At 72.8% G+C, this 18,580-nt stretch carries 18 protein-coding genes; 12 read left to right on the top strand and 6 right to left on the bottom strand.

Annotated elements, in window-relative coordinates; all coding sequences use genetic code 11:
* Positions 1 to 4: 4 nt before the first annotated feature.
* Both AC4H2S_RS00255 and AC4H2S_RS00250 read left to right on the top strand, forming a co-directional pair.
* Positions 5 to 517, top strand: a complete 513-nt coding sequence (locus AC4H2S_RS00255; RefSeq protein WP_491494950.1) for an O-acetyl-ADP-ribose deacetylase — start codon at positions 5 to 7, stop codon at positions 515 to 517.
* A gap of 111 nt (positions 518 to 628) precedes the next feature.
* Positions 629 to 1,624 carry a DNA topoisomerase IB gene (locus AC4H2S_RS00250; protein ID WP_491494949.1) on the top strand — a complete coding sequence of 332 codons (996 nt, stop codon included), beginning with the start codon at positions 629 to 631 and terminating at the stop codon, positions 1,622 to 1,624.
* Between the two features lie 24 nt (positions 1,625 to 1,648).
* Here the strand turns inward: AC4H2S_RS00250 and serC are convergent, their stop codons facing one another.
* Positions 1,649 to 2,770 carry a phosphoserine transaminase gene (serC, locus tag AC4H2S_RS00245; protein WP_491494948.1) on the bottom strand — a complete coding sequence of 374 codons (1,122 nt, stop codon included), beginning with the start codon at positions 2,768 to 2,770 and terminating at the stop codon, positions 1,649 to 1,651.
* A 140-nt stretch (positions 2,771 to 2,910) separates the two neighbouring features.
* Here serC and AC4H2S_RS00240 point away from each other — a divergent pair, with 140 nt between their 5' ends.
* Positions 2,911 to 3,411, top strand: a complete 501-nt coding sequence (locus AC4H2S_RS00240) for a GNAT family N-acetyltransferase (protein WP_491494947.1) — start codon at positions 2,911 to 2,913, stop codon at positions 3,409 to 3,411.
* 40 nt (positions 3,412 to 3,451) lie between these two features.
* Here the strand turns inward: AC4H2S_RS00240 and AC4H2S_RS00235 are convergent, their stop codons facing one another.
* On the bottom strand, positions 3,452 to 5,605 hold the full coding sequence (locus AC4H2S_RS00235; RefSeq protein ID WP_491494946.1) for a DUF5005 domain-containing protein: 2,154 nt from the start codon (positions 5,603 to 5,605) through the stop codon (positions 3,452 to 3,454).
* A 437-nt stretch (positions 5,606 to 6,042) separates the two neighbouring features.
* Here AC4H2S_RS00235 and AC4H2S_RS00230 point away from each other — a divergent pair, with 437 nt between their 5' ends.
* The 8 genes from AC4H2S_RS00230 to AC4H2S_RS00195 all read left to right on the top strand — a co-directional run bounded on the left by AC4H2S_RS00230 (position 6,043) and on the right by AC4H2S_RS00195 (position 14,245).
* Complete coding sequence (locus AC4H2S_RS00230) at positions 6,043 to 6,408, top strand: thiol-disulfide oxidoreductase DCC family protein (RefSeq protein WP_491494945.1); 366 nt, start codon at positions 6,043 to 6,045, stop codon at positions 6,406 to 6,408.
* An 87-nt stretch (positions 6,409 to 6,495) separates the two neighbouring features.
* A complete protein-coding gene (locus tag AC4H2S_RS00225) occupies positions 6,496 to 7,134 on the top strand; it encodes a VldE C-terminal domain-containing protein (protein ID WP_491494944.1) in 639 nt (212 codons plus the stop codon).
* Positions 7,135 to 7,180: 46 nt separating this feature from the next.
* The gene (gene pdxH / locus AC4H2S_RS00220; RefSeq protein WP_491494943.1) at positions 7,181 to 7,819 is read left to right on the top strand and encodes a pyridoxamine 5'-phosphate oxidase; all 639 of its coding nucleotides are present in this window, start codon (positions 7,181 to 7,183) and stop codon (positions 7,817 to 7,819) included.
* A gap of 47 nt (positions 7,820 to 7,866) precedes the next feature.
* Complete coding sequence (locus AC4H2S_RS00215) at positions 7,867 to 8,016, top strand: hypothetical protein (RefSeq protein WP_491494942.1); 150 nt, start codon at positions 7,867 to 7,869, stop codon at positions 8,014 to 8,016.
* A complete protein-coding gene (locus tag AC4H2S_RS00210) occupies positions 8,016 to 9,749 on the top strand; it encodes an ABC transporter ATP-binding protein (RefSeq protein ID WP_491494941.1) in 1,734 nt (577 codons plus the stop codon). The genes AC4H2S_RS00215 and AC4H2S_RS00210 overlap by 1 nt, the downstream gene beginning before the upstream one ends.
* Positions 9,746 to 11,761 (top strand): ABC transporter ATP-binding protein, encoded by a 2,016-nt coding sequence (locus AC4H2S_RS00205; RefSeq protein WP_491494940.1) that lies wholly within the window; start codon positions 9,746 to 9,748, stop codon positions 11,759 to 11,761. Before AC4H2S_RS00210 ends, AC4H2S_RS00205 begins: the two co-directional genes overlap by 4 nt.
* A 442-nt stretch (positions 11,762 to 12,203) precedes the next feature.
* Positions 12,204 to 13,790 carry an MDR family MFS transporter gene (locus AC4H2S_RS00200; protein ID WP_491494939.1) on the top strand — a complete coding sequence of 529 codons (1,587 nt, stop codon included), beginning with the start codon at positions 12,204 to 12,206 and terminating at the stop codon, positions 13,788 to 13,790.
* A gap of 8 nt (positions 13,791 to 13,798) precedes the next feature.
* On the top strand, positions 13,799 to 14,245 hold the full coding sequence (locus AC4H2S_RS00195; protein ID WP_491494938.1) for a MarR family winged helix-turn-helix transcriptional regulator: 447 nt from the start codon (positions 13,799 to 13,801) through the stop codon (positions 14,243 to 14,245).
* Between the two features lie 48 nt (positions 14,246 to 14,293).
* Here AC4H2S_RS00195 and AC4H2S_RS00190 read toward each other — a convergent pair whose 3' ends face one another.
* Entirely contained in the window at positions 14,294 to 15,889 is a 1,596-nt protein-coding gene (locus AC4H2S_RS00190; protein ID WP_491494937.1) for a glycoside hydrolase family 13 protein, read from the bottom strand.
* A 13-nt stretch (positions 15,890 to 15,902) separates the two neighbouring features.
* Positions 15,903 to 16,712 carry a hotdog family protein gene (locus AC4H2S_RS00185; protein WP_491494936.1) on the bottom strand — a complete coding sequence of 270 codons (810 nt, stop codon included), beginning with the start codon at positions 16,710 to 16,712 and terminating at the stop codon, positions 15,903 to 15,905.
* A 62-nt stretch (positions 16,713 to 16,774) separates the two neighbouring features.
* Here AC4H2S_RS00185 and AC4H2S_RS00180 point away from each other — a divergent pair, with 62 nt between their 5' ends.
* Positions 16,775 to 17,455: an iron-dependent transcriptional repressor DtxR gene (locus AC4H2S_RS00180; protein WP_491494935.1), complete on the top strand. Its 681-nt coding sequence runs from the start codon at positions 16,775 to 16,777 to the stop codon at positions 17,453 to 17,455.
* On the opposite strand, the gene AC4H2S_RS00175 is transcribed toward AC4H2S_RS00180, so the two are convergent.
* Together AC4H2S_RS00175 and AC4H2S_RS00170 are read right to left on the bottom strand one after the other, a co-directional pair.
* Positions 17,452 to 18,276, bottom strand: coding sequence for a Sir2 family NAD-dependent protein deacetylase (locus AC4H2S_RS00175; RefSeq protein ID WP_491494934.1), 825 nt, complete (start codon positions 18,274 to 18,276; stop codon positions 17,452 to 17,454). The genes AC4H2S_RS00180 and AC4H2S_RS00175 overlap by 4 nt on opposite strands.
* Complete coding sequence (locus AC4H2S_RS00170; protein WP_186339204.1) at positions 18,273 to 18,539, bottom strand: DUF2277 domain-containing protein; 267 nt, start codon at positions 18,537 to 18,539, stop codon at positions 18,273 to 18,275. Before AC4H2S_RS00170 ends, AC4H2S_RS00175 begins: the two co-directional genes overlap by 4 nt.
* Positions 18,540 to 18,580: the final 41 nt, after the last annotated feature.

Below are 18,580 nucleotides of genomic sequence, written 5' to 3'. Positions count from 1 at the left end.
GCGCGTGCGGCTCACCGTCGTCGAGGGCGACATCACCACCCAGGAGGTCGACGCGGTCGTCAACGCCGCCAACCGCCGGATGCGGGGCGGCGGAGGCGTCGACGGGGCCATCCACGCCGCGGGCGGCCCGGACGTCCTCGAGGACTGCCGGCGACGCTTCCCCCACGGGCTCGCCACCGGCGCCGCCGGGTGGACCACCGCCGGCCGGATGCCCGCCCGCTGGGTCATCCACGTGGTCGGCCCCAACTGGAACGCCGGCGAGCGCGACCGGTCGCTGCTGGAGTCGTGCTACTCCGGGGCCCTGGCCGTGGCCGACGAGCTCGGGGCCCGCTCGGTCGCCTTCCCGCTCGTCAGCGCCGGGGTCTACGGGTGGCCGCGCGGCGACGCGATCGCCGCCGCCGTCGACACGCTGCGCGCCACCCCGACCTCGGTCGAGGAGGCCCGGCTCGTGGCCTTCGGCGCGACGGCGTACGACGAGATCCGCGACGTCCTGTCGAGCCTGCCCCCGCCGGGCTGACGTCCCCGCCCGACCTCGCGCCCGACCTCGCGCCGGACCTCCCTCCGGACCTCCCTCCGGACCTCCCTCCGGGTGGCCGCGGAGCGGGGAGGCGTTCGCTAGGTTCGCGGCATGCCCCGACTGAGGCGCACGTTCCCCGACCAGCCCGGCTGGACCCGACGCCGGTCCGGCAAGGGCTTCGTCTACCTGGACCAGCACGGCGAGCGCCTCGAGCCCGACCAGGTCCAGCGCTGCAAGGACCTCGTCATCCCGCCGGCGTGGAAGGACGTGTGGATCACGCCCCACCCCCACGGCCACCTCCAGGCCGTCGGCACCGACGACGCCGGGCGCCGCCAGTACCTCTACCACCCGCAGTGGCGCGCGAGCCGCGACGCGGCCAAGTTCGACCGGATCCTCCTCTTCGGCAAGGCGTTGTCCAGGGCCCGCGAGCGGGTGCTGGCCGACATCGGGGCCGAGGGCATGTCGCAGGAGCGGGCCTGCGCGGTCGCCGTGCGCCTGCTCGACCTCGGCTACTTCCGCATCGGCAACGACGTCTACACCGACACCAACGGCTCCTTCGGCCTCACCACCCTGCTCAAGGAGCACGTCTCGCGGCACCGGGGCGGCATGCGCTTCTGCTTCATCGGCAAGTCGGGTGTCGAGCACTGCATCGACATCGACGACCCGTCGGCCGTGGGCGCCCTCGACGTGATGCGTCGTCGCCGCGCCGGTGGCGACAGGCTCCTGGCCTGGAAGGACGGCCGCACCTGGCGCGACCTGTCGTCCTCCGACGTCAACGACTACATCCGCGGCTGCTTCGGCATCGAGGCGACCGCCAAGGACTTCCGCACCTGGCACGCCACGGTCATCGCGGCGGCCGCCCTCGCTGACTCCGCCGAGCCGGGCGCGACGAAGGCGTCGCGCAAGCGGGCGGTGTCCGCGGCGATGAAGGAGGTCTCGGAGTTCCTGGGCAACACCCCGACCCTCGCCAGGACGGCCTACGTCGACCCGCGCGTCGTCGAGGCCTACGAGCGCGGGCGCACGATCACGGTGCGCGGGTCCTACGACACCGACGACGCCCGGCAGGCAGCGCTGGAGCGCGCCGTGCTCAAGCTGCTCGCAGCCTGAGCACGACGCGTCCCGCGCGGGTCGTCAGCCGTGGGCGACGACGTGGTCGATCGCGGCGGTGAGCTTCTCCACGTCGGCCGGGTCGATCGCGGGGTACATCGCGATGCGCAGCTGGTTGCGCCCGAGCTTGCGGTAGGGCTCGGTGTCCACGATGCCGTTGGCGCGCAGGGTGGCGGCGACGGCGGCCGCGTCGATCGAGTCGTCGAAGTCGATGGTGCCGATCACGAGCGAGCGGTCGGCCGGCTCGGCGACGTAGGGCGTCGTGTAGGACGTGCGCTCGGCCCAGCCGTAGAGCGCGTCGGAGCTGGCGGTCGTGCGCTCGACCATCCCCTTCAGCCCGCCCTGGCTGTTCATCCAGTCGAGCTGCTCGGCCATCAGGAAGAGGGTCGCGACCGACGGGGTGTTGTAGGTCTGGTTCTTGGAGGAGTTGTCGATCGCGGTCGGCAGGTCGAAGAACGGCGGCACGTAGCGCCCGCTCGCCGCGATCTCCTCGGCGCGGGCGAGCGCCCGCGGCGACATGAGGGCGATCCACAGCCCGCCGTCGGAGGCGAAGCACTTCTGCGGTGCGAAGTAGTAGGCGTCGACCTGGTCGAGGTCGACCGGCAGGCCGCCGGCGCCGGAGGTCGCGTCGACCAGCACCAGCGCGTCGTCGGCCACCCCGGCCGGACGGCGTACGGGCGCCATCACCGCGGTGGAGGTCTCGTTGTGCGCCCAGGCGTAGGCGTCCACGCCCTCCTCGGCGACCGCGTCGGGCCGCGAGCCGGGCTCGCTGGTGATCACCGTCGGGTCGGCCAGCCAGGGAGCCTTCTTGGCCGACGTGGCGAACTTGGAGGAGAACTCGCCGAAGGACAGGTGCTGGCTCTTCTCGCGGATCAGGCCGAAGCAGGCGATGTCCCAGAAGGCGGTCGCCCCGCCGTTGCCGAGCACGACCTCGTAGCCGTCGGGCAGGTCGAAGAGCGCGGTGAGACCCTCGCGGACCCGGCCGACCGTCTTCTTCACCGGGGCCTGGCGGTGCGAGGTGCCCATCAGCGAGGAGCCGGTCGCGGCGAGCGCGTCGAGGTGGCTGGTCTGGATCTTGGACGGACCCGCGCCGAAGCGGCCATCGGCCGGGAGGAGCTCGGCGGGGATCTGCAGGGCGTCGGTCATGGGAGGCCTCACGTGTGGTGCGGAAGGGCGGTCCTGACGACGCTGTCAGAGCGCCTATTGTGACACCCGCAGCCGCACATCACACGACGGGGGACGCATCATGAACACCGACGGCACGCCGGACAGCTGCGGGCAGTCGCTTGCCTGAGCCGGCGTCCGAGCTGCGCATCGAGCGGCTCCCGATCACCCATCCGGACGCGCAGCTGCTGGTCGAGGCGGTCCAGGAGGAGTACGTCGCGCGCTACGGTGGGCGCGACGAGTCGCCCGTCGACCCTGCCGACTTCGAGGACCCGCTCGGGCAGTTCTTCGTCGGCTACCTCGACGGCGTCCCGGTCGCCACCGGCGCGTGGCGGCGCAGCTCGGTGACGGCGCTGGGCGCCGAGGTGAGCGCCGAGGTCAAGCGGATGTACGTCGTGCCCGCCGCCCAGCGGCGCGGCCTGGCACGGCGGATGCTCGCCCACCTCGAGGCGACCGCGGCCGAGGCCGGGATCGAGGCGCTCGTGCTGGAGACCGGGATCAAGCAGCCGGAGGCCATCGAGCTCTACCTGTCCTCGGGCTACGAGCCGATCCCCGGGTTCGGCCACTACTGCGGCTCCGAGCTCAGCCGCTGCTTCGGACGGCGCATCCGACGCCTCATCTGACGCATCCACGAGCCGCTCCCGGTCGGGCGCGAGGGCCCCGTCACCTCGGCAGCCGGACGCGCAGGAACGTCGGGCGGTAGCGGCTCGGGTCGTCGATGATCCTCCGTGCGTCGGTGTTGTTGTTGCTGTAGGACGCCACCACGGACCCGGGGCGGGGGAACAGCCCCGGGTGCGCGAGCGGCATGTAGGTGACCGCTCCGGAGTCGGGGTCGACGGGCAACGAGGCGACCGGCGCGGTCCGGGTGAAGGGTCCGGTCGGACGCGGGGCGGTCCAGAGCACCATCTGGTCGCCGAGGTCGCCGTCCAGCTTGCTCAGGGCGTACCAGCGCCCGCCGCGACGGAAGACGCTCAGTGTCTGCGACACCCCTCCCGCGGCCGGCACGAGCCGGGCCGCCTCGCCGGCGTCGCGCTGCCACGCGCTGCCGTCCCAGAAGCGCCACCTCGAGGCGTCGAGCACGTCGTCGGGGCGCACCCGCGCGACCCGGAGGGAGAACCCGAAGACGTCGTCCTTGCCGGGGTTGGCGGTGCCGTAGAGGTAGAGCCACCTGCCGGCGACGGCCATCGCCGCCCCCCACTCCGGCCGGCTCGGCCGCGGGTCGTCGGGCCCGATGTCCTCGACCTCGATGAGCTGTGGCGTCCGGCCATCGGCCACCACGAACACCGCCAGGGACGGCCCGAGGTTGGCGAAGTCGAAGGAGCCGGCTCCGGTCGCGGCGACGCGCTGGGCCGAGACGAGCACCAGGTCGTAGCCGGGTCGGTGGGCCACCGCGGTCGACATCGGCCAGTAGCCGACCCCGTCACGGCGATCGGGGATCAGGGCCCCGCGGGAGGGTGGGAGCACCACCGAGACGCAGTCGGCGTCCCAGAGCATCATCGAGTTGCGCACGAGCCGCGGTCCGTCGAAGTCCTCGTCGCGCAGGGTGTCGCCGAAGACGACGAGGAACCGTCCGTCGGTGAGCTGGACGTCGGCCCCCACGTCGCCACCCTGGAACGCAGGGACCCCCTGCAGGTGCGCGACCTGGTCGTTGAGCTGGGCGACCGACGTGGGCCGGCCGCCGGGATCGACGCACGTGGTCCGCGTCGCCACGCTGGGCAGGGACGCGGCGTCGACCACGCCGGTCGGCGCGAGGGCGATCACCAGCCACAGCACCGCCGCCAGCGGCACCACGGCGCCGAGCACCCACAGCCGCCAGTGCCGCACCGGCACCGCCGCCGCCCCGGGCCCCCGGGATCGCTCGTGCACACGGTGGGCGAGCGCGACCGCGAGCACGGCGACCAGCGCGACGGCGGCGAGCCCGAGCACCTGCTGGCGGGCTGCCGCGGGCTCGACGTAGGCCACCTCCGTCAGCGCCTCCTGCGCGGCACGGGTCGGCAGCCAGGACGTCGCGGTCGCCCAGAAGGGCGGCAGCAGGTAGTGGTTGGTCGCGAACAGCAGCGGAGTCGCGAGCACGAAGTGGGCCGCCGTGGCGGCGGCCAGCCCGACGACCCCCGCCAGCGCCTCGGCGCCGAGGACGACCGCGCCCATCGTGAAGACGTACAGCGCACCCACGCCGATGACGGCCGGGCCGTCGCCGGCCAGCCGCGTCACGGGGGCCAGCGCGAGCACCGAGGCGCCGGCGACAGCGACCCCGGCGAGGGCGGCGAGCCCGGGCAGCACCCGCGCCCGGTCGGACCCGCCGGCCCGGCCCCTCACAAGCGAGAGCGCCAGCGCGAAGCCGAGTCCCAGCGCGCCTGCCAGGAGGACGAACCAGCGGACCCGGTCGGCGGCGTCCGAGTCCTCCGGGGCGAGCTCCTCGACGGCGAACGTCCGGTCCTTCGACGCCGAGATCGCCTCGAGCCGGTCGGTGACCGCGTCGTTGAGCGCAGCGTCCGCCCGCGCGTCGACGAGCACGACGTCCCGGGTGGTGCGTAGGTCGACCAGCACCGCGGCCACGGCGGTGCCGTCCCGCACGGCCGTGCGGGCCTCCTCCGCGTCGTCGGTCCAGCTGGCGTCGAACGGCGCGCCCGGCATCGCGTCGGCCTCGTCGGCGAGCGACGAGGCCACCACCGCCGGGGCGGCGACCAGCAGCGGGACCCGGTGCGGCTCCTGGGCCTCGGCGCTCCGGGTGATCACCGCCAGGGCGACCCCGTGGGCGAGGACCACGGCCAGGCACGCCACGGCGGTCGCACGACGCGCTCGCTGCTCCGCTGCCACGTCGCCCCATCCGCCGTCGGCCAGGTGGGTCGATCCTCCCAGAGTCGGTGAGGTGCGGGAAGCGTCCCGGACCGTCGCCGGGGGCCCGTTCGCCGCGGCTGGCCCGGATGGCGCCCCCGCCAAGGCGGACAGACTGCTGACGATGAGAACGGCCTCCCACGGGTCCCGCTGAACACTCGACACGTCTCGTCCTCGCTAGGACACCCGGATCCGGGCCGTTGAGCGGGGACGTCCCCGCTCAACCCCGGCGCGCGCGTATGTCCCCCGGCGCCTCGATCCGGCTGAACGACGCCCGCGCGTCCGGCGACCACTGGACACGTCTCGTCCCCGCTAGGACCCCCGGATCCGGGCCGTTGAGCGGGGACGCCCCCGCTCAACCGCACCCGCGCGCCACTGCGGAGCCGTGCTGGTGCCACCTCGCGACGTAGCCTTGTGCCGTGGACCGAGGTCTCATGCTCAACGACGCCGACTGCGGCTTCTGCATGCGCACCGCCCGCCTGGTGCCGCGGCTGGGCGTCGACGTCGACAGCTCGACCGTGCAGGCCGCCGACCTCGAGGAGCTCGGTGTCGACCCGGCACGTGCCGTCGTCGAGATGCCCTACGTCCACCCCGACGGTCGCGTCGACTACGGCCACCGCGCGTTCGCCTCGATCCTGCGCACCGGGCCGCTGCCGGCGCGGCTCGCGGGGCGCCTGATCACCGCTCCGGGGGTCGACCCGATCGCCCGCCGCACCTACGCCTGGGTCGCCGCCAACCGGCACCGGCTGCCCGGCGGGACACCCGCCTGCGAACTACAGCGGTGATGTTCTGACGAACCCCTGACGGCGGCGCGCGGGCCCGCCTACGGTCCCTGTGCCGGGTGTGGTCACAGGGGAGGGTGGGACGTTTCGATGCAAGCCTCAGCGCGGGTCGCCGCGCGCGTCTCGGGCGCCGTCGTGCTGCTGCTCGGCCTGCTCGCGAGCGGTCCGGGAGCCGCCTCCGCGGAGGAGCCCGGCAACCGGCGCGGGACCGTCACGTCCTCCGCGCCCTTCCTGATGCCGATGGAGCCCTACTCGGGCTACCAGCCGCAGACCACGTGCCGGCGCCGGCCGAAGGCGGGTGTGCTGATGCTCGCCGACTGGCTGGTCGCCCGCGGCGGCGGCTACGGCCCGATCAGCCGCTCGTGCGCCGGGTCGAGCCGCAGCGAGCACAAGGAGTCGCGGGCCTTCGACTGGCTGCTCGATGCCACCGACCCTGCCGACGCCGCGCTCGCCGCGGCCCTGATCGACGAGGTCCTGGCGCCCGACGACACCGGCCAGCCGCACGCCCTGGCCCGCCGGATGGGCATCATGTACATCATCTGGGACGACACGATGTACGCCTCCTACGACGGGTTCGCGGCGAAGCGCTACCTCAGCTCGGGCTGCCGCACGCGCCGCACCTGCTCGCCCACGCTGCGCCACCGCGACCACCTGCACGTCTCGCTGACGCGCAAGGGCGCCAAGGCCAGGACCTCGTGGTACTACGCCCAGGCGGCGTCCCAGCCCTGAACCTCGGTCGCCGGGCGGGTGCGCGGCCCGGCGTAGGGTCGGCGGCATGGACATCGCCGGACTGCGTGAGGAGTACGGCCGCGGCGGTCTCGACCTGCCCGACCTCGCCGACGACCCCGTCGAGATGTTCGGCCGCTGGCTGCGCCAGGCCGTCGAGGCGGGGCTGCACGAGCCCAACGCGATGGTGCTGGCGACGGCGACGCCCGACGGCGGTCCGTCGAGCCGGATGGTGCTGCTGAAGGGCGTGGGCCCCGACGGCTTCGTCTTCTTCACCAACCGCTCCTCGCGCAAGGGCTCCGAGCTCGCCACCGACCCGCGCTGCGCGCTGCTCTTCCCGTGGCACCCGCTCGAGCGTCAGGTGCGCGTCGAGGGCACCGCGTCGGTGCTCGGCGACGACGAGGTCGAGGCCTACTTCCACACGCGGCCGCGCGGTGCGCAGCTCGGCGCGTGGGCCTCGAGCCAGTCGCGTCCCGTCGCCTCGCGCGCCGACCTCGCGGCGGCGTACGCGCGGGCGCAGGAGCGCTTCGGCGACGACGCGCCGGTCCCGGTGCCGCCCGAGTGGGGCGGCTACCGCGTGGCGCCGGAGGCCGTGGAGTTCTGGCAGGGACGCCGGAGCCGGATGCACGACCGGCTCGTCTACCGCCGCGACGGCGCGGGCTGGACCGTGGAGCGGCTCGCCCCCTGAGCGCGAAACCGGTGGTTGCCGGGTGGGCGCCGACCTATGCTGGCGGCGTGCGCTTCCGCGGGGTCCTCTCGCTGACGACCGCGACGGGGCCCCTCGATCCGGCCGTGTCCTCCCGGCACCTCGAGGAGGGGCGGCGCGCTGAGAAGGGCGTGGTCGTCTCCGCGCCCGAGCCCACCGCGACCGGCAAGGACTCCTGATGCTCCTCGGACTCGTCCGCACCTACCTCCGGCCGTACGCCGTGCCGCTGGCCGCCGTGGTCGCGCTGCAGTTCGTCGGCACGCTGGCCGCGCTCTACCTGCCGAGCCTCAACGCCGACATCATCGACAACGGCGTCGTCACCGGCGACACCGGCTACATCGTGAGCCACGGCGGGCTGATGCTCGCCGTGTCGCTCGTCCAGGTCGCCTGCTCGATCACGGCGGTGTGGTTCTCGGCCCGCAACGCCATGGGCTTCGGTCGCGACCTGCGCGCCGCGATCTTCCACCGGGTCGGGTCGTTCTCGGCGCGCGAGGTGCAGCAGTTCGGTGCGCCCTCGCTGATCACCCGCGAGACCAACGACGTGCAGCAGGTGCAGATGCTGGTGCTGATGGGCGGCACGCTCATGGTGGCGGCGCCGATGATGATGGTCGGCGGCATCATCATGGCCGCCCGCGAGGACATCGGCCTGTCGTGGCTGGTGCTCGCCGTGGTGCCCGTGCTCGGCCTGTCCATCGGGCTCATCGTGCGCCAGATGGTGCCGAGCTTCCGGCTCATGCAGGAGCGCATCGACGAGGTCAACCGGCTGCTGCGCGAGCAGATCACCGGCGTCCGGGTGGTGCGCGCGTTCGTGCGCGAGAAGCACGAGACCGCGCGGTTCGCCGACGCCAACGTCCAGCTCACCGACGTCGCGATCCGGGCCGGGCGCTGGCAGGCCGCGATGTTCCCCACGGTGATGATCGTGGCCAACGTGGCGACCGTCGGCGTGCTGTGGTTCGGCGGGCACCGGGTCGAGACCGGCCAGATGGAGGTTGGTGCGCTGACCGCCTACATCTCCTACCTCATGCAGATCGTGATGTCGGTGATGATGGCGATGTTCATGCTGATGATGGTGCCCCGCGCGGCGGTGTGCGCCGAGCGCATCACCGAGGTGCTCCACACCGACTCCTCCGTCGTCCCGCCCGCCGACCCGGTCACCGCGCTGCCCGAGCGCCTGGGCCTCGAGCTCGACCGCGTGAGCTTCGCCTACCCCGGCGCCGACGAGCCCGTGCTCCGCGAGGTCTCGCTGCGCGCGGCCCCCGGCGAGACCGTGGCCATCGTCGGCTCGACCGGCGCCGGCAAGTCCACGCTGGTCAACCTGGTGCCGCGACTGTTCGACGCGACCGGGGGAGTGGTGCGGGTGGGGGGCGTCGACGTGCGCGACCTCGACGCCGAGACGCTCTGGTCGCGGCTCGGGCTGGTGCCGCAGAAGGCGTTCCTGTTCCGCGGCACCGTGGCCGACAACCTGCGCTACGGCAAGCCCGACGCGACCGAGGACGAGATGTGGGCGGCGCTCGAGATCGCCCAGGCGCGCGAGTTCGTCGAGGCGATGCCCGACGGACTGCAGTCCGACGTGGCCCAGGGCGGGTCCAGCCTCAGCGGCGGGCAGCGCCAGCGGATGGCCATCGCCCGCGCGGTGATCCGCCGCCCCGGGATCTACCTCTTCGACGACTCGTTCTCCGCCCTCGACCTCACCACCGACGCCCGCCTGCGCGCGGCGCTGCGACCGGCGACCCGGGACGCGACCGTGGTGATCGTCGCCCAGCGCGTCGCGACCATCCGCCACGCCGACCGGATCGTGGTGATGGAGGACGGCGCCGTGGTCGGCACCGGCACCCACGACGAGCTGCTCGAGACCTGCTCGACCTACGGCGAGATCGTCGCGTCGCAGCTGACCGCCGAGGAGGTGGCATGAGCATCCGCGAGCAGTCCGGCCCGACCTCCGGGACCGCCGACTCCCCGGCCGACTCCGGCACGTTGAAGGAGACCGAGCGGGTCCAGTCCGGCGGCGGCCACGGGCGCGGCCCGATGGGCGGCGGGATGATCGGGCAGAAGGCCGACACGTTCTGGCCCTCGCTCAAGCGGCTGCTCGCGCGGCTGCACCCCGAGCGCCACAAGGCGTACGCCGTCGTGGTGCTGACGCTGCTCAGCGTCGTCGCCACCGCCCTCGGCCCGTGGATCCTGGGCCGGGCGACCGACCTGATCTTCGCCGGCCTGATCGGCAGGGACGTGCTCGGCTCCGGGGCCTCGAAGGAGCAGGCCGTGGAGTCGCTGCGCGCGAGCGGCGAGGACGACCGCGCCGACATGCTCGCCTCGATGGACCTCACCGACGGCGTCGACTTCTCCGCGGTCGCCGACGTGCTGCTGATCGTGCTCGCGGTCTACGTCGGCGCGTCGCTGCTGTCCTGGCTGGGCGGCTACCTGCTCAACGACGTCGTCCAGGGCACGGTGCTGCGGATGCGCTCGGAGGTCGAGGACAAGGTGCACCGGCTGCCCCTGGGCTACTTCGACAAGCAGCCGCGCGGCGAGCTGCTCAGCCGTGTCACCAACGACATCGACAACATCAGCCAGACGCTGCAGCAGACGATGAGCCAGATGCTCAACTCGCTGCTGACCGTCTTCGCGGTGCTCGCGATGATGTTCTGGATCTCGCCGCTCCTGGCGATGGTCGCGCTGGTCTCGGTACCGATCTCGATGCTCATCACTGGCGCGGTGATGAAGCGCTCGCAGGGCATGTTCATCCAGCAGTGGCGCCGCACCGGCACGCTCAACGCCCACATCGAGGAGACCTTCTCTGGCCACGCGATCGTCAAGGTCTTCGGTCGCCAGGCCGAGGCCGAGCGGGTCTTCGCCGAGCAGAACGACGAGCTCTACCGGGCCTCCTACGGCGCGCAGTTCGTCAGCGGCCTGATCATGCCGATCATGATGTTCGTCGGCAACCTCAACTACGTCGTCATCGCGGTCCTCGGCGGGCTGCGGGTGGCCAGCGGCACGATGTCGCTCGGCGACGTGCAGGCGTTCATCCAGTACTCCCGCCAGTTCACCCAACCGCTCACGCAGGTCGCCTCCATGCTCAACCTGCTGCAGTCCGGCGTCGCCTCGGCCGAGCGGGTCTTCGAGCTGCTCGATGCGCCCGAGGAGTCGCCCGACGCGTCGGGCCGGCCGGCCGAGCACCCGCGGGGCGAGGTGCGCTTCGAGGACGTGTCCTTCTCCTACGACCCCGCGCGCCCGCTGATCGAGCACCTCTCGCTCGTCGCGGAGCCGGGCCAGACCGTCGCCATCGTGGGGCCCACGGGCGCCGGCAAGACCACGATGGTCAACCTCGTGATGCGCTTCTACGACGTGCAGTCCGGGCGCATCCTCATCGACGGCGTCGACATCACCTCGATCCCGCGCTCCGTGCTGCGCACCCGCATCGGGATGGTGCTGCAGGACACCTGGCTGTTCGCCGGCAGCATCCGCGACAACATCGCCTACGGCCGGCCCGACGCCAGCGAGGAGCAGATCCTCGAGGCCGCCCGGGCGACCTTCGTCGACCGCTTCGTGCACTCGCTGCCCGAGGGCTACGACACCGTCATCGACGAGGACGGCTCCAACCTCTCGGCCGGCGAGCGGCAGCTGGTGACCATCGCGCGGGCGTTCCTCTCCGACCCGGCGCTGCTCATCCTCGACGAGGCGACGTCGTCGGTGGACACGCGCACCGAGTTGCTCCTGCAGCAGGCGATGGCCGCCCTGCGCTCGGACCGCACCTCGTTCGTCATCGCCCACCGGCTCTCCACGATCCGCGACGCCGACCTGATCCTCGTCATGGAGGACGGCTCGATCGTCGAGCAGGGCTCGCACGAGCAGCTGCTCGCGGCCGGCGGGGCCTATGCCCGGCTCTACCGCTCGCAGTTCGAGGCGGCGGTCGAGGACGTCGTGGGTTGATCGGCTTAATGCGTTGAGCGCTCCCACCCGGCGACGTACGGTGGTCGTACACAGAAGGGAGGTGGTCCGAGGAATGAGTTCTTATCGGATGAGTGAGGTGGCTGCCAGCTAGGCAGCCCGCATCGCCGACAGCTGCCGGCGAATCCACTGCAGCCACCCGACCCGCAGGCTCCCGGTGTCATCCCCCGGGGCCCCTCCCAGAGGGGCAGCAGGCCTGCGGGTCGCTGCATGTCCGGGGTCGAGTGGGCGCGTCCTGACGCCCGGTCGAGGTCGAGTCGGCGCGTCCTGACGCCAGGACGGGGTCGAGTCGGCGCATCCTGACGCGCCCGGGCCGTGATCCACCTCGCGTGTGCGCCGGGTCTGGGCCGGGTTGGGGAACAGGACGGCCGGCCTTATGGTTGTGGAAAGCAACTATTGCTCTAAGCAACCGAAAAGGATCGCAGTGACCCAGGCTCCCCCCATCACCGCCGAGCAGGCCGGCGAGATGACGCACCGCCAGGTGCTCGAGGCCCTCAGCGGCCTGCTGCTCGCGATGTTCGTCGCGATGCTCTCCAGCACGATCGTCAGCAACGCCCTGCCGACCATCGTCGACGACCTCGAGGGCAGCCAGACCGGCTACACCTGGGTGGTCGTCGCCACCATGCTCGCGATGACGGCGACCACGCCGATCTGGGGCAAGTTCGCCGACATGTTCAACAAGAAGACGCTGGTGCAGAGCGCGCTGGTGATCTTCTCGGTCGGCTCGCTGGCCGCCGGCTTCGCGCCGTCGATGGAGGTCCTGATCGGGGCCCGCTTCGTCCAGGGCCTCGGCGTCGGCGGCCTGACCGCGCTGGTCCAGGTCGTGATCGCCACGATGGTCTCCCCGCGCGAGCGTGGCCGCTACAGCGGCTACATCGGCGCGGTCTTCGCGCTCGCCACGGTGAGCGGCCCGCTCGTCGGTGGCGTGCTCGTCGACACCATCGGCTGGCGCTGGTGCTTCTTCGCCGGGCTGCCCGTCGCCCTGCTGGCGTTCGTCGTCCTCCAGCGCACCCTGCGCCTGCCCGTCGTGGTCAAGCGTGACGTCTCGATCGACTACCTCGGAGCGACCCTCCTCGTCGGCGGCGTGTCCATCCTCCTGGTCTGGATGTCGCTCGGCGGCAACAACTTCGCCTGGATCTCCTGGACCAGCGGTCTGATGATCGTCGCGTCCGTCGTCGTCACCGGTCTCGCGATCCACGTCGAGGCCAACGTCGCGAAGGACCCGATGATCCCGCTGCGCCTGTTCCGCGAGCGCACCCTCACCCTCGCCACTGTCGCGTCGGTGCTGATCGGCGTCGCGATGTTCGGCTCGACGGTCTACCTGAGCCTCTACTTCCAGCGCGCCAAGGACATGAGCCCGACCGAGGCCGGCCTGATGTCGATCTGCATGGTCGGCGGGCTGCTCGTCTCCAGCATCCTGAGCGGGCGGATCATCTCCCACACCGGCATCTGGAAGCGCTGGCTCGTCGGCGGCATGGTGGCGGTCATCGCCGGCATCGCGCTGCTCGCCACGATCGACGCCTCGACCCCGCTGTGGCGCACCGGCCTGTTCATGGCCGTGCTGGGCCTCGGCCTCGGCGCGACCATGCAGAACCTCGTCCTCGCCGTGCAGAACACCATCGCGCTCTCCGACATGGGCGCCGGCTCCTCCGTCGTCGCCTTCTTCCGCTCCCTCGGCGGCTCCATCGGCATCGCCGCGCTCGGCGCCGTGCTGGCCCACCAGGTCGCCGCGGCCGTGGAGTCCGGGCTGACGAAGCTGCTCGCGATCCACCCGGAGTACGCCTCGGCCGTCTCGCACGACACCGGCAGCATCCCCGACGTCTCGGGCCTGCCGGCCCCGGTGCGGGCGATCTTCGAGAGCGCGTTCGGCGACGCGACCGGCCACATCTTCCTGGTCGCCCTGCCGTTCGCGGTGGGCGCGCTGATCGCGGTGCTCTTCATCAAGGAGGTCCCGCTGCGCACCTCGGTGAAGCGCGAGGACGAGCTCCTGGCGGAGACGCCGCAGTCATGAGCGCGCCCGTGACGACCACGAGGCAGGACGGCCTGCGCTTCATCGAGGCCGAGGTCGGCATCCTGGTCCGCCGGGTCAAGCGGGTGATGGCGGATCGGGCCAGGGAGGTCCACCCCGACCTGCACCCCATCACCTACTTCATCCTGAGCCACCTGGCCCAGCACGGCGCCCTGCGTGCCGCCGACCTGGCCGACGCGTTCGGGATGGACAAGGGCGGCGTGAGCCGCCAGGTGCAGACCCTCGTCGACCTCGGCCTGGTCGAGCGCCACCCGGCCGCCGACGACCGCCGCGCCATCCTGCTCGACGTGAGCGAGGAGGGCCGCCGGCGGCTCGAGGCGATGTTCCGCGCGCGCAGCAACCGCTTCGACGAGCGGCTCTCGGCCTGGAGCGACGAGGAGCTCTCCGCCTTCGGCGCCCAGCTTGCGGCGTACAACCGCGCCCTCGGCGACGACTGACCCGCCCTCCCGTCGCCGGACGTATGACGCAAAGGCAGGGGGAAGCCGTCAGCGCCGCAGCCAGGCCGAGGCGCCCGCGGGGAGCCGGCCGTCCTCGACGGGAGCGCTGGCCACGAGCACCTCGCCGTCGGGGAGGTCGATGGGGGTGGAGCCGCAGTTGAGCACGACGGTGAGCGGGCCGCGGCGGAAGGCGAGGACGTCCGGGCCGAGGTCGACGAGCTCGACCTTCTCGCCGGCCGTCCACGCGAACTCGTGGCGCGCGGCCAGCGCCTGGCGGTAGAACTCGAGGCTCGACCCCTTGGTGCCGGTCTGCGCCTCGACCGTCAGCCCTGCCCAGTCGGCCGGCTGGGGGATCCACGGCTGCCCGGTGCCGGGCCCGAACTCGTACGGCGGCTCGCTCCCACCCCAGGGCATCGGGACGCGGCAGCCGTCACGGCCGACCTCCCCGGTGCGCAGGTAGGCGGGGTCCTGCCGGTCCTCGGGCGCGACGTCGACCTGCTCCAGGCCGAGCTCCTCGCCCTGGTAGAGGTAGCACGCGCCGGGCAGGGCGAGCATCGCCAGCGTCGCCGCGTGTGCCCGGGCCAGGCCCTGCTCGCCGCCGCCGTAGCGGGTCGGGTGGCGTACGACGTCGTGGTTGCTGAGCACCCACGTCGGTGAGGCGCCCGCCGGCCCGACCGCCGCGAGGGTCTCGGTGACGACCCGCGCGAAGTCGTCGGCCGACCAGTCGGCCAGCAGCCACGCGAAGTTGAACGCCTGGTCGAGCTCGTCGGGGCGCACGAACGCCGCCATCGAGTCCGACGTCTGGGTCCACGCCTCCGCGACGGCCATCCGGTCGGGTCCGGCCTCGTCGAGGACGCGGTGCCAGGCGCGGTACACGTCGTGCACCTCCGGCTGGTCCCACATCGGCTCGTCCTTGAGCTCGCGGGCCACCATCGAGTGGTCGGTGTTGACCTGCCCGGAGCTGGGCCGGGCGCCCTCCTCGACCACCTGGTCGCGCAGGCTCTCCTCCTTGAACAGCCCGTGCGCGACGTCGACGCGGAAGCCGTCCACGCCGCGGTCGAGCCAGAAGCGCAGGACGTCCTCGAACATCGCCGGGACCTCCGGGTTGCGCCAGTCGAGGTCGGGCTGGGAGGAGTCGAAGAGGTGGAGGTACCACTGGCCGTCGTCGACCTGGGTCCACGCCGGGCCGCCGAAGACCGACTGCCAGTTGTTGGGCGGGGTGCCGTCGTCGCTGTCGCGGAAGAGGTAGCGGGCCCGCTCCGGGCTGCCCGGACCGGCGGCCAGTGCCGCCTGGAACCACTCGTGCTGGTCGGACGTGTGGTTGGGCACGAGGTCGACGACCACCCGCAGGCCGAGCTCGTGGGCGCGCGCGATCAGGTGATCAGCCTCGGAGAGCGTGCCGAACAGCGGGTCGACGTCGCGGTAGTCGGCGACGTCGTAGCCGTGGTCGCGCTGGGGCGAGGTGTAGAACGGCGTGATCCACAGCGCGTCGACGCCGAGGTCGGCGAGGTAGGGCAGGCGCGAGGTGATGCCCGGCAGGTCGCCGACGCCGTCGCCGTCGCTGTCGGCGAAGCTGCGGACGTAGACCTGGTAGATCACGGCGTTGCGCCACCAGTACGTCGTTGGATCGTTCACATCAGCCATGCGAGGCATCTTCTCAAACGGTCCCAGCGGCTCCTCGGCCGCCGGGCGAGCGGCCGCCGAACTGCGCGGGGTCGACGGCGATCCAGGTGTGCTCGGCGGTGGCGACGATCCGGCCGTCGGCGTCGTGGAGCGTCGATGCGGTGAACGTCTTGCGACCGTCGCGACCGCGGGGCTCACCGACGACGACGTGGGCCTCGCCGATGACGGGGAGGGCGTCGACCCGCGCGGTCATCCGCCCGAGCACCATCAGCCGCTCGGTGAGGTCGCCGGCCCAGCCGCCGATGCAGTCGAGCGCCGCCCAGGTCGCGGCGACGCTCGCGCGGGGCTGGTCGTCGGCGTAGGTGTGCCAGTCCTCGTGGAGGCTCGGGTGGGGCGTCCAGGGCGCGGCCACCCGCTCGCCCTCGAGGTCGCCGCCGACCGGTCCGGGGAAGATCCGCAGCCCGTCACCCTCCTCCCGGTCGGTGCCGCAGACGAAGCAGGTGGGGAAGGGGTGGAACGTGTGGCCGGGGTAGCCCGCCGTCGCCGCCTCGGCCACCGCAGGCTCGACCGGCTCGACGTCGGTGAGCGTGCGGTCGACGCGGTGGGCGGTCGCGACCGGCACGCCGTCGCGCGACGCGGTGGTGACGCCTGCGTCGGTCGAGACGTCGAGCGGGGTGTCGAGGGGCGGCGGCTGGCGCAGCGACACCTCGATGGCCGGCCAGCTCGTGCCGTGGTCGTCGGGCGCGTCCGCGTCGTCGTAGGCGGCGAGCGATCCAGCCGTCCAGCCCCCGTTGCCGGAGTCGGGCGGGCCGCAGAAGCGTCGGGGCACGATCAGCGCGGTCACCGGCTCACTGTGCCACGCCTCGCGTGGGCGCGGCAGTTGGGGGATGGGACACAATGAGCCTCGTGAGCGACCTGATCGACACCACCGAGATGTACCTCCGCACGATCTACGAGCTCGTCGAGGAGGGCATCCCGCCGCTGCGCGCGCGCATCGCCGAGCGGCTGCACCAGTCGGGCCCGACGGTGTCGCAGACGGTGGCCCGGATGGAGCGCGACGGCCTGGTCACCGTGCAGGGCGACCGCCACCTCGAGCTCACCGAGGAGGGCAGGCGCCTGGCCACGCGGGTGATGCGCAAGCACCGCCTCGCCGAGCGGCTGCTCACCGACGTCATCGGCCTCGACTGGGAGCTCGTGCACGCCGAGGCGTGCCGCTGGGAGCACGTGATGTCGGAGACGGTCGAGCGCCGGCTGCTGGAGCTGCTCGACCACCCGACGGAGTCGCCCTACGGCAACCCGATCCCCGGCCTCGACGAGCTGGGCGACCGGGTCGGCGAGGAGTTCATGGACAACGTCGAGCCGCTCTCGGGCGCCGCGGAGGTCGAGGACCAGCGCGTCCACGTCAAGCGGATCTCGGAGGAGATGCAGAAGGACGAGGAGCTGATGGGCCTGCTGCGCCGCGTCGGCGCGCTCCCGGGCAAGACGGTGACCATCGCCCGCACCGAGGAGGGCATCCTCATCGGCTCCGGCGGCGAGACCGCCGAGCTCGTGGTGGAGGCCGCCGAGCACATCTTCGTACGCCGCTAAGCAGCCCGCGCGGCCAGCTCACCGAGGAACTCGCTGCACCCCACGTCGAGCTTGTACGACGCCAGCGCGTCGCCGCGGGTCAGGCCACGGTTGACGATGACGACCGGCGTCCCTCCCTGGGCGGCACGCCGGACGAAGCGCAGCCCGCTCATCACCGTGAGCGACGAGCCGGCCACCAGCAGCGCGCCGTCACCGCCGAGCCCCTCTACGGCGGCGTAGCAGCGCGCCACCCGGCCGGGAGGCACGTTCTCGCCGAAGAACACGACGTCCGGCTTGAGCGCGCCGCCGCACGGGCAGCACGGCACCACGAAGTCGCGGGTGTCGTCGAGGTCGACGTCGCCGTCGGGGCGCGACGCGACCCAGCCGTGCCGCTCCAGCCAGCCCGGGTTGAGCGCGTCGAGCTCGGCCTCCAGCGCCGCACGAGAGGAGGTGGTGCGGCACGCCAGGCACACCACGTCGGCCACCCGTCCGTGCAGCGCCACCATCCGGCGCGACCCGGCGGCCTCGTGGAGGCCGTCGACGTTCTGGGTGATCAGCAGCTCGGGGTCGAGCGCCGCGAGCGCGCGGTGCCCGGCGTTGGGCTGCGCCCGCCCCATGCGCTGCCAGCCGAGGTGGCTGCGCGCCCAGTAGCGCTGCTGGGCCTGCGGGGTGGCGACGAACTCCTGGTAGGTCATCGGCGCCCGCACCGGCGCGCCCGGGCCGCGGTAGTCGGGGATGCCGGAGTCGGTGGAGAGCCCGGCGCCGGTCAGCACGACCAGCGGGCGCGAGCAGAGCAGGTCGAGGGCCTCGTCCTCGGCCGAGCCGGACGCGGCGAGGCTCACGCGTAGCGCGCCTGTGCGCGGGCGCGGGCCTTGGCGGCCTCGACCTCGCGGTTCTTCGGCGGCGCGGTCGTGACCAGCTCGTCGAGGAGGTGCTCGGTGATGTGGGCGATCTCCCTCACCGCGGCGTGGAAGGCGGCCTCGTTGGCCTGCGAGGGCTTCGTGGTGCCGGCCACCTTGCGGACGTACTGCAGGGCGGCCGCGGTCACCTCGTCACGCGTCGCCGGCGGCTCGAAGTTGTTGAGCGGGCGGATGTTGCGGCACATGCTCCGAGCCTACGACGGGGCGGGGGCCCGGATCGAGGGCT

The organism is Nocardioides sp. Z13_37 (genome assembly GCF_058355585.1).
The sequence above is the reverse complement of the archived record's forward strand: the minus strand, read 5'-3'. Positions and strand labels throughout refer to the sequence as shown.

Excerpts from the sequence above, each read along its gene's own strand:
- serC (WP_491494948.1), bottom strand. The coding sequence starts at position 2,770 with ATGACCGACGCCCTGCAGATCCCCGCCGAGCTCCTCCCGGCCGATGGC.
- AC4H2S_RS00210 (WP_491494941.1), top strand. The coding sequence starts at position 8,016 with ATGCTCCTCGGACTCGTCCGCACCTACCTCCGGCCGTACGCCGTGCCG.
- AC4H2S_RS00190 (WP_491494937.1), bottom strand. The coding sequence starts at position 15,889 with ATGGCTGATGTGAACGATCCAACGACGTACTGGTGGCGCAACGCCGTG.
- AC4H2S_RS00250 (WP_491494949.1), top strand. The coding sequence starts at position 629 with ATGCCCCGACTGAGGCGCACGTTCCCCGACCAGCCCGGCTGGACCCGA.
- AC4H2S_RS00170 (WP_186339204.1), bottom strand. The coding sequence starts at position 18,539 with ATGTGCCGCAACATCCGCCCGCTCAACAACTTCGAGCCGCCGGCGACG.
- AC4H2S_RS00225 (WP_491494944.1), top strand. The coding sequence starts at position 6,496 with ATGCAAGCCTCAGCGCGGGTCGCCGCGCGCGTCTCGGGCGCCGTCGTG.
- AC4H2S_RS00205 (WP_491494940.1), top strand. The coding sequence starts at position 9,746 with ATGAGCATCCGCGAGCAGTCCGGCCCGACCTCCGGGACCGCCGACTCC.
- pdxH (WP_491494943.1), top strand. The coding sequence starts at position 7,181 with ATGGACATCGCCGGACTGCGTGAGGAGTACGGCCGCGGCGGTCTCGAC.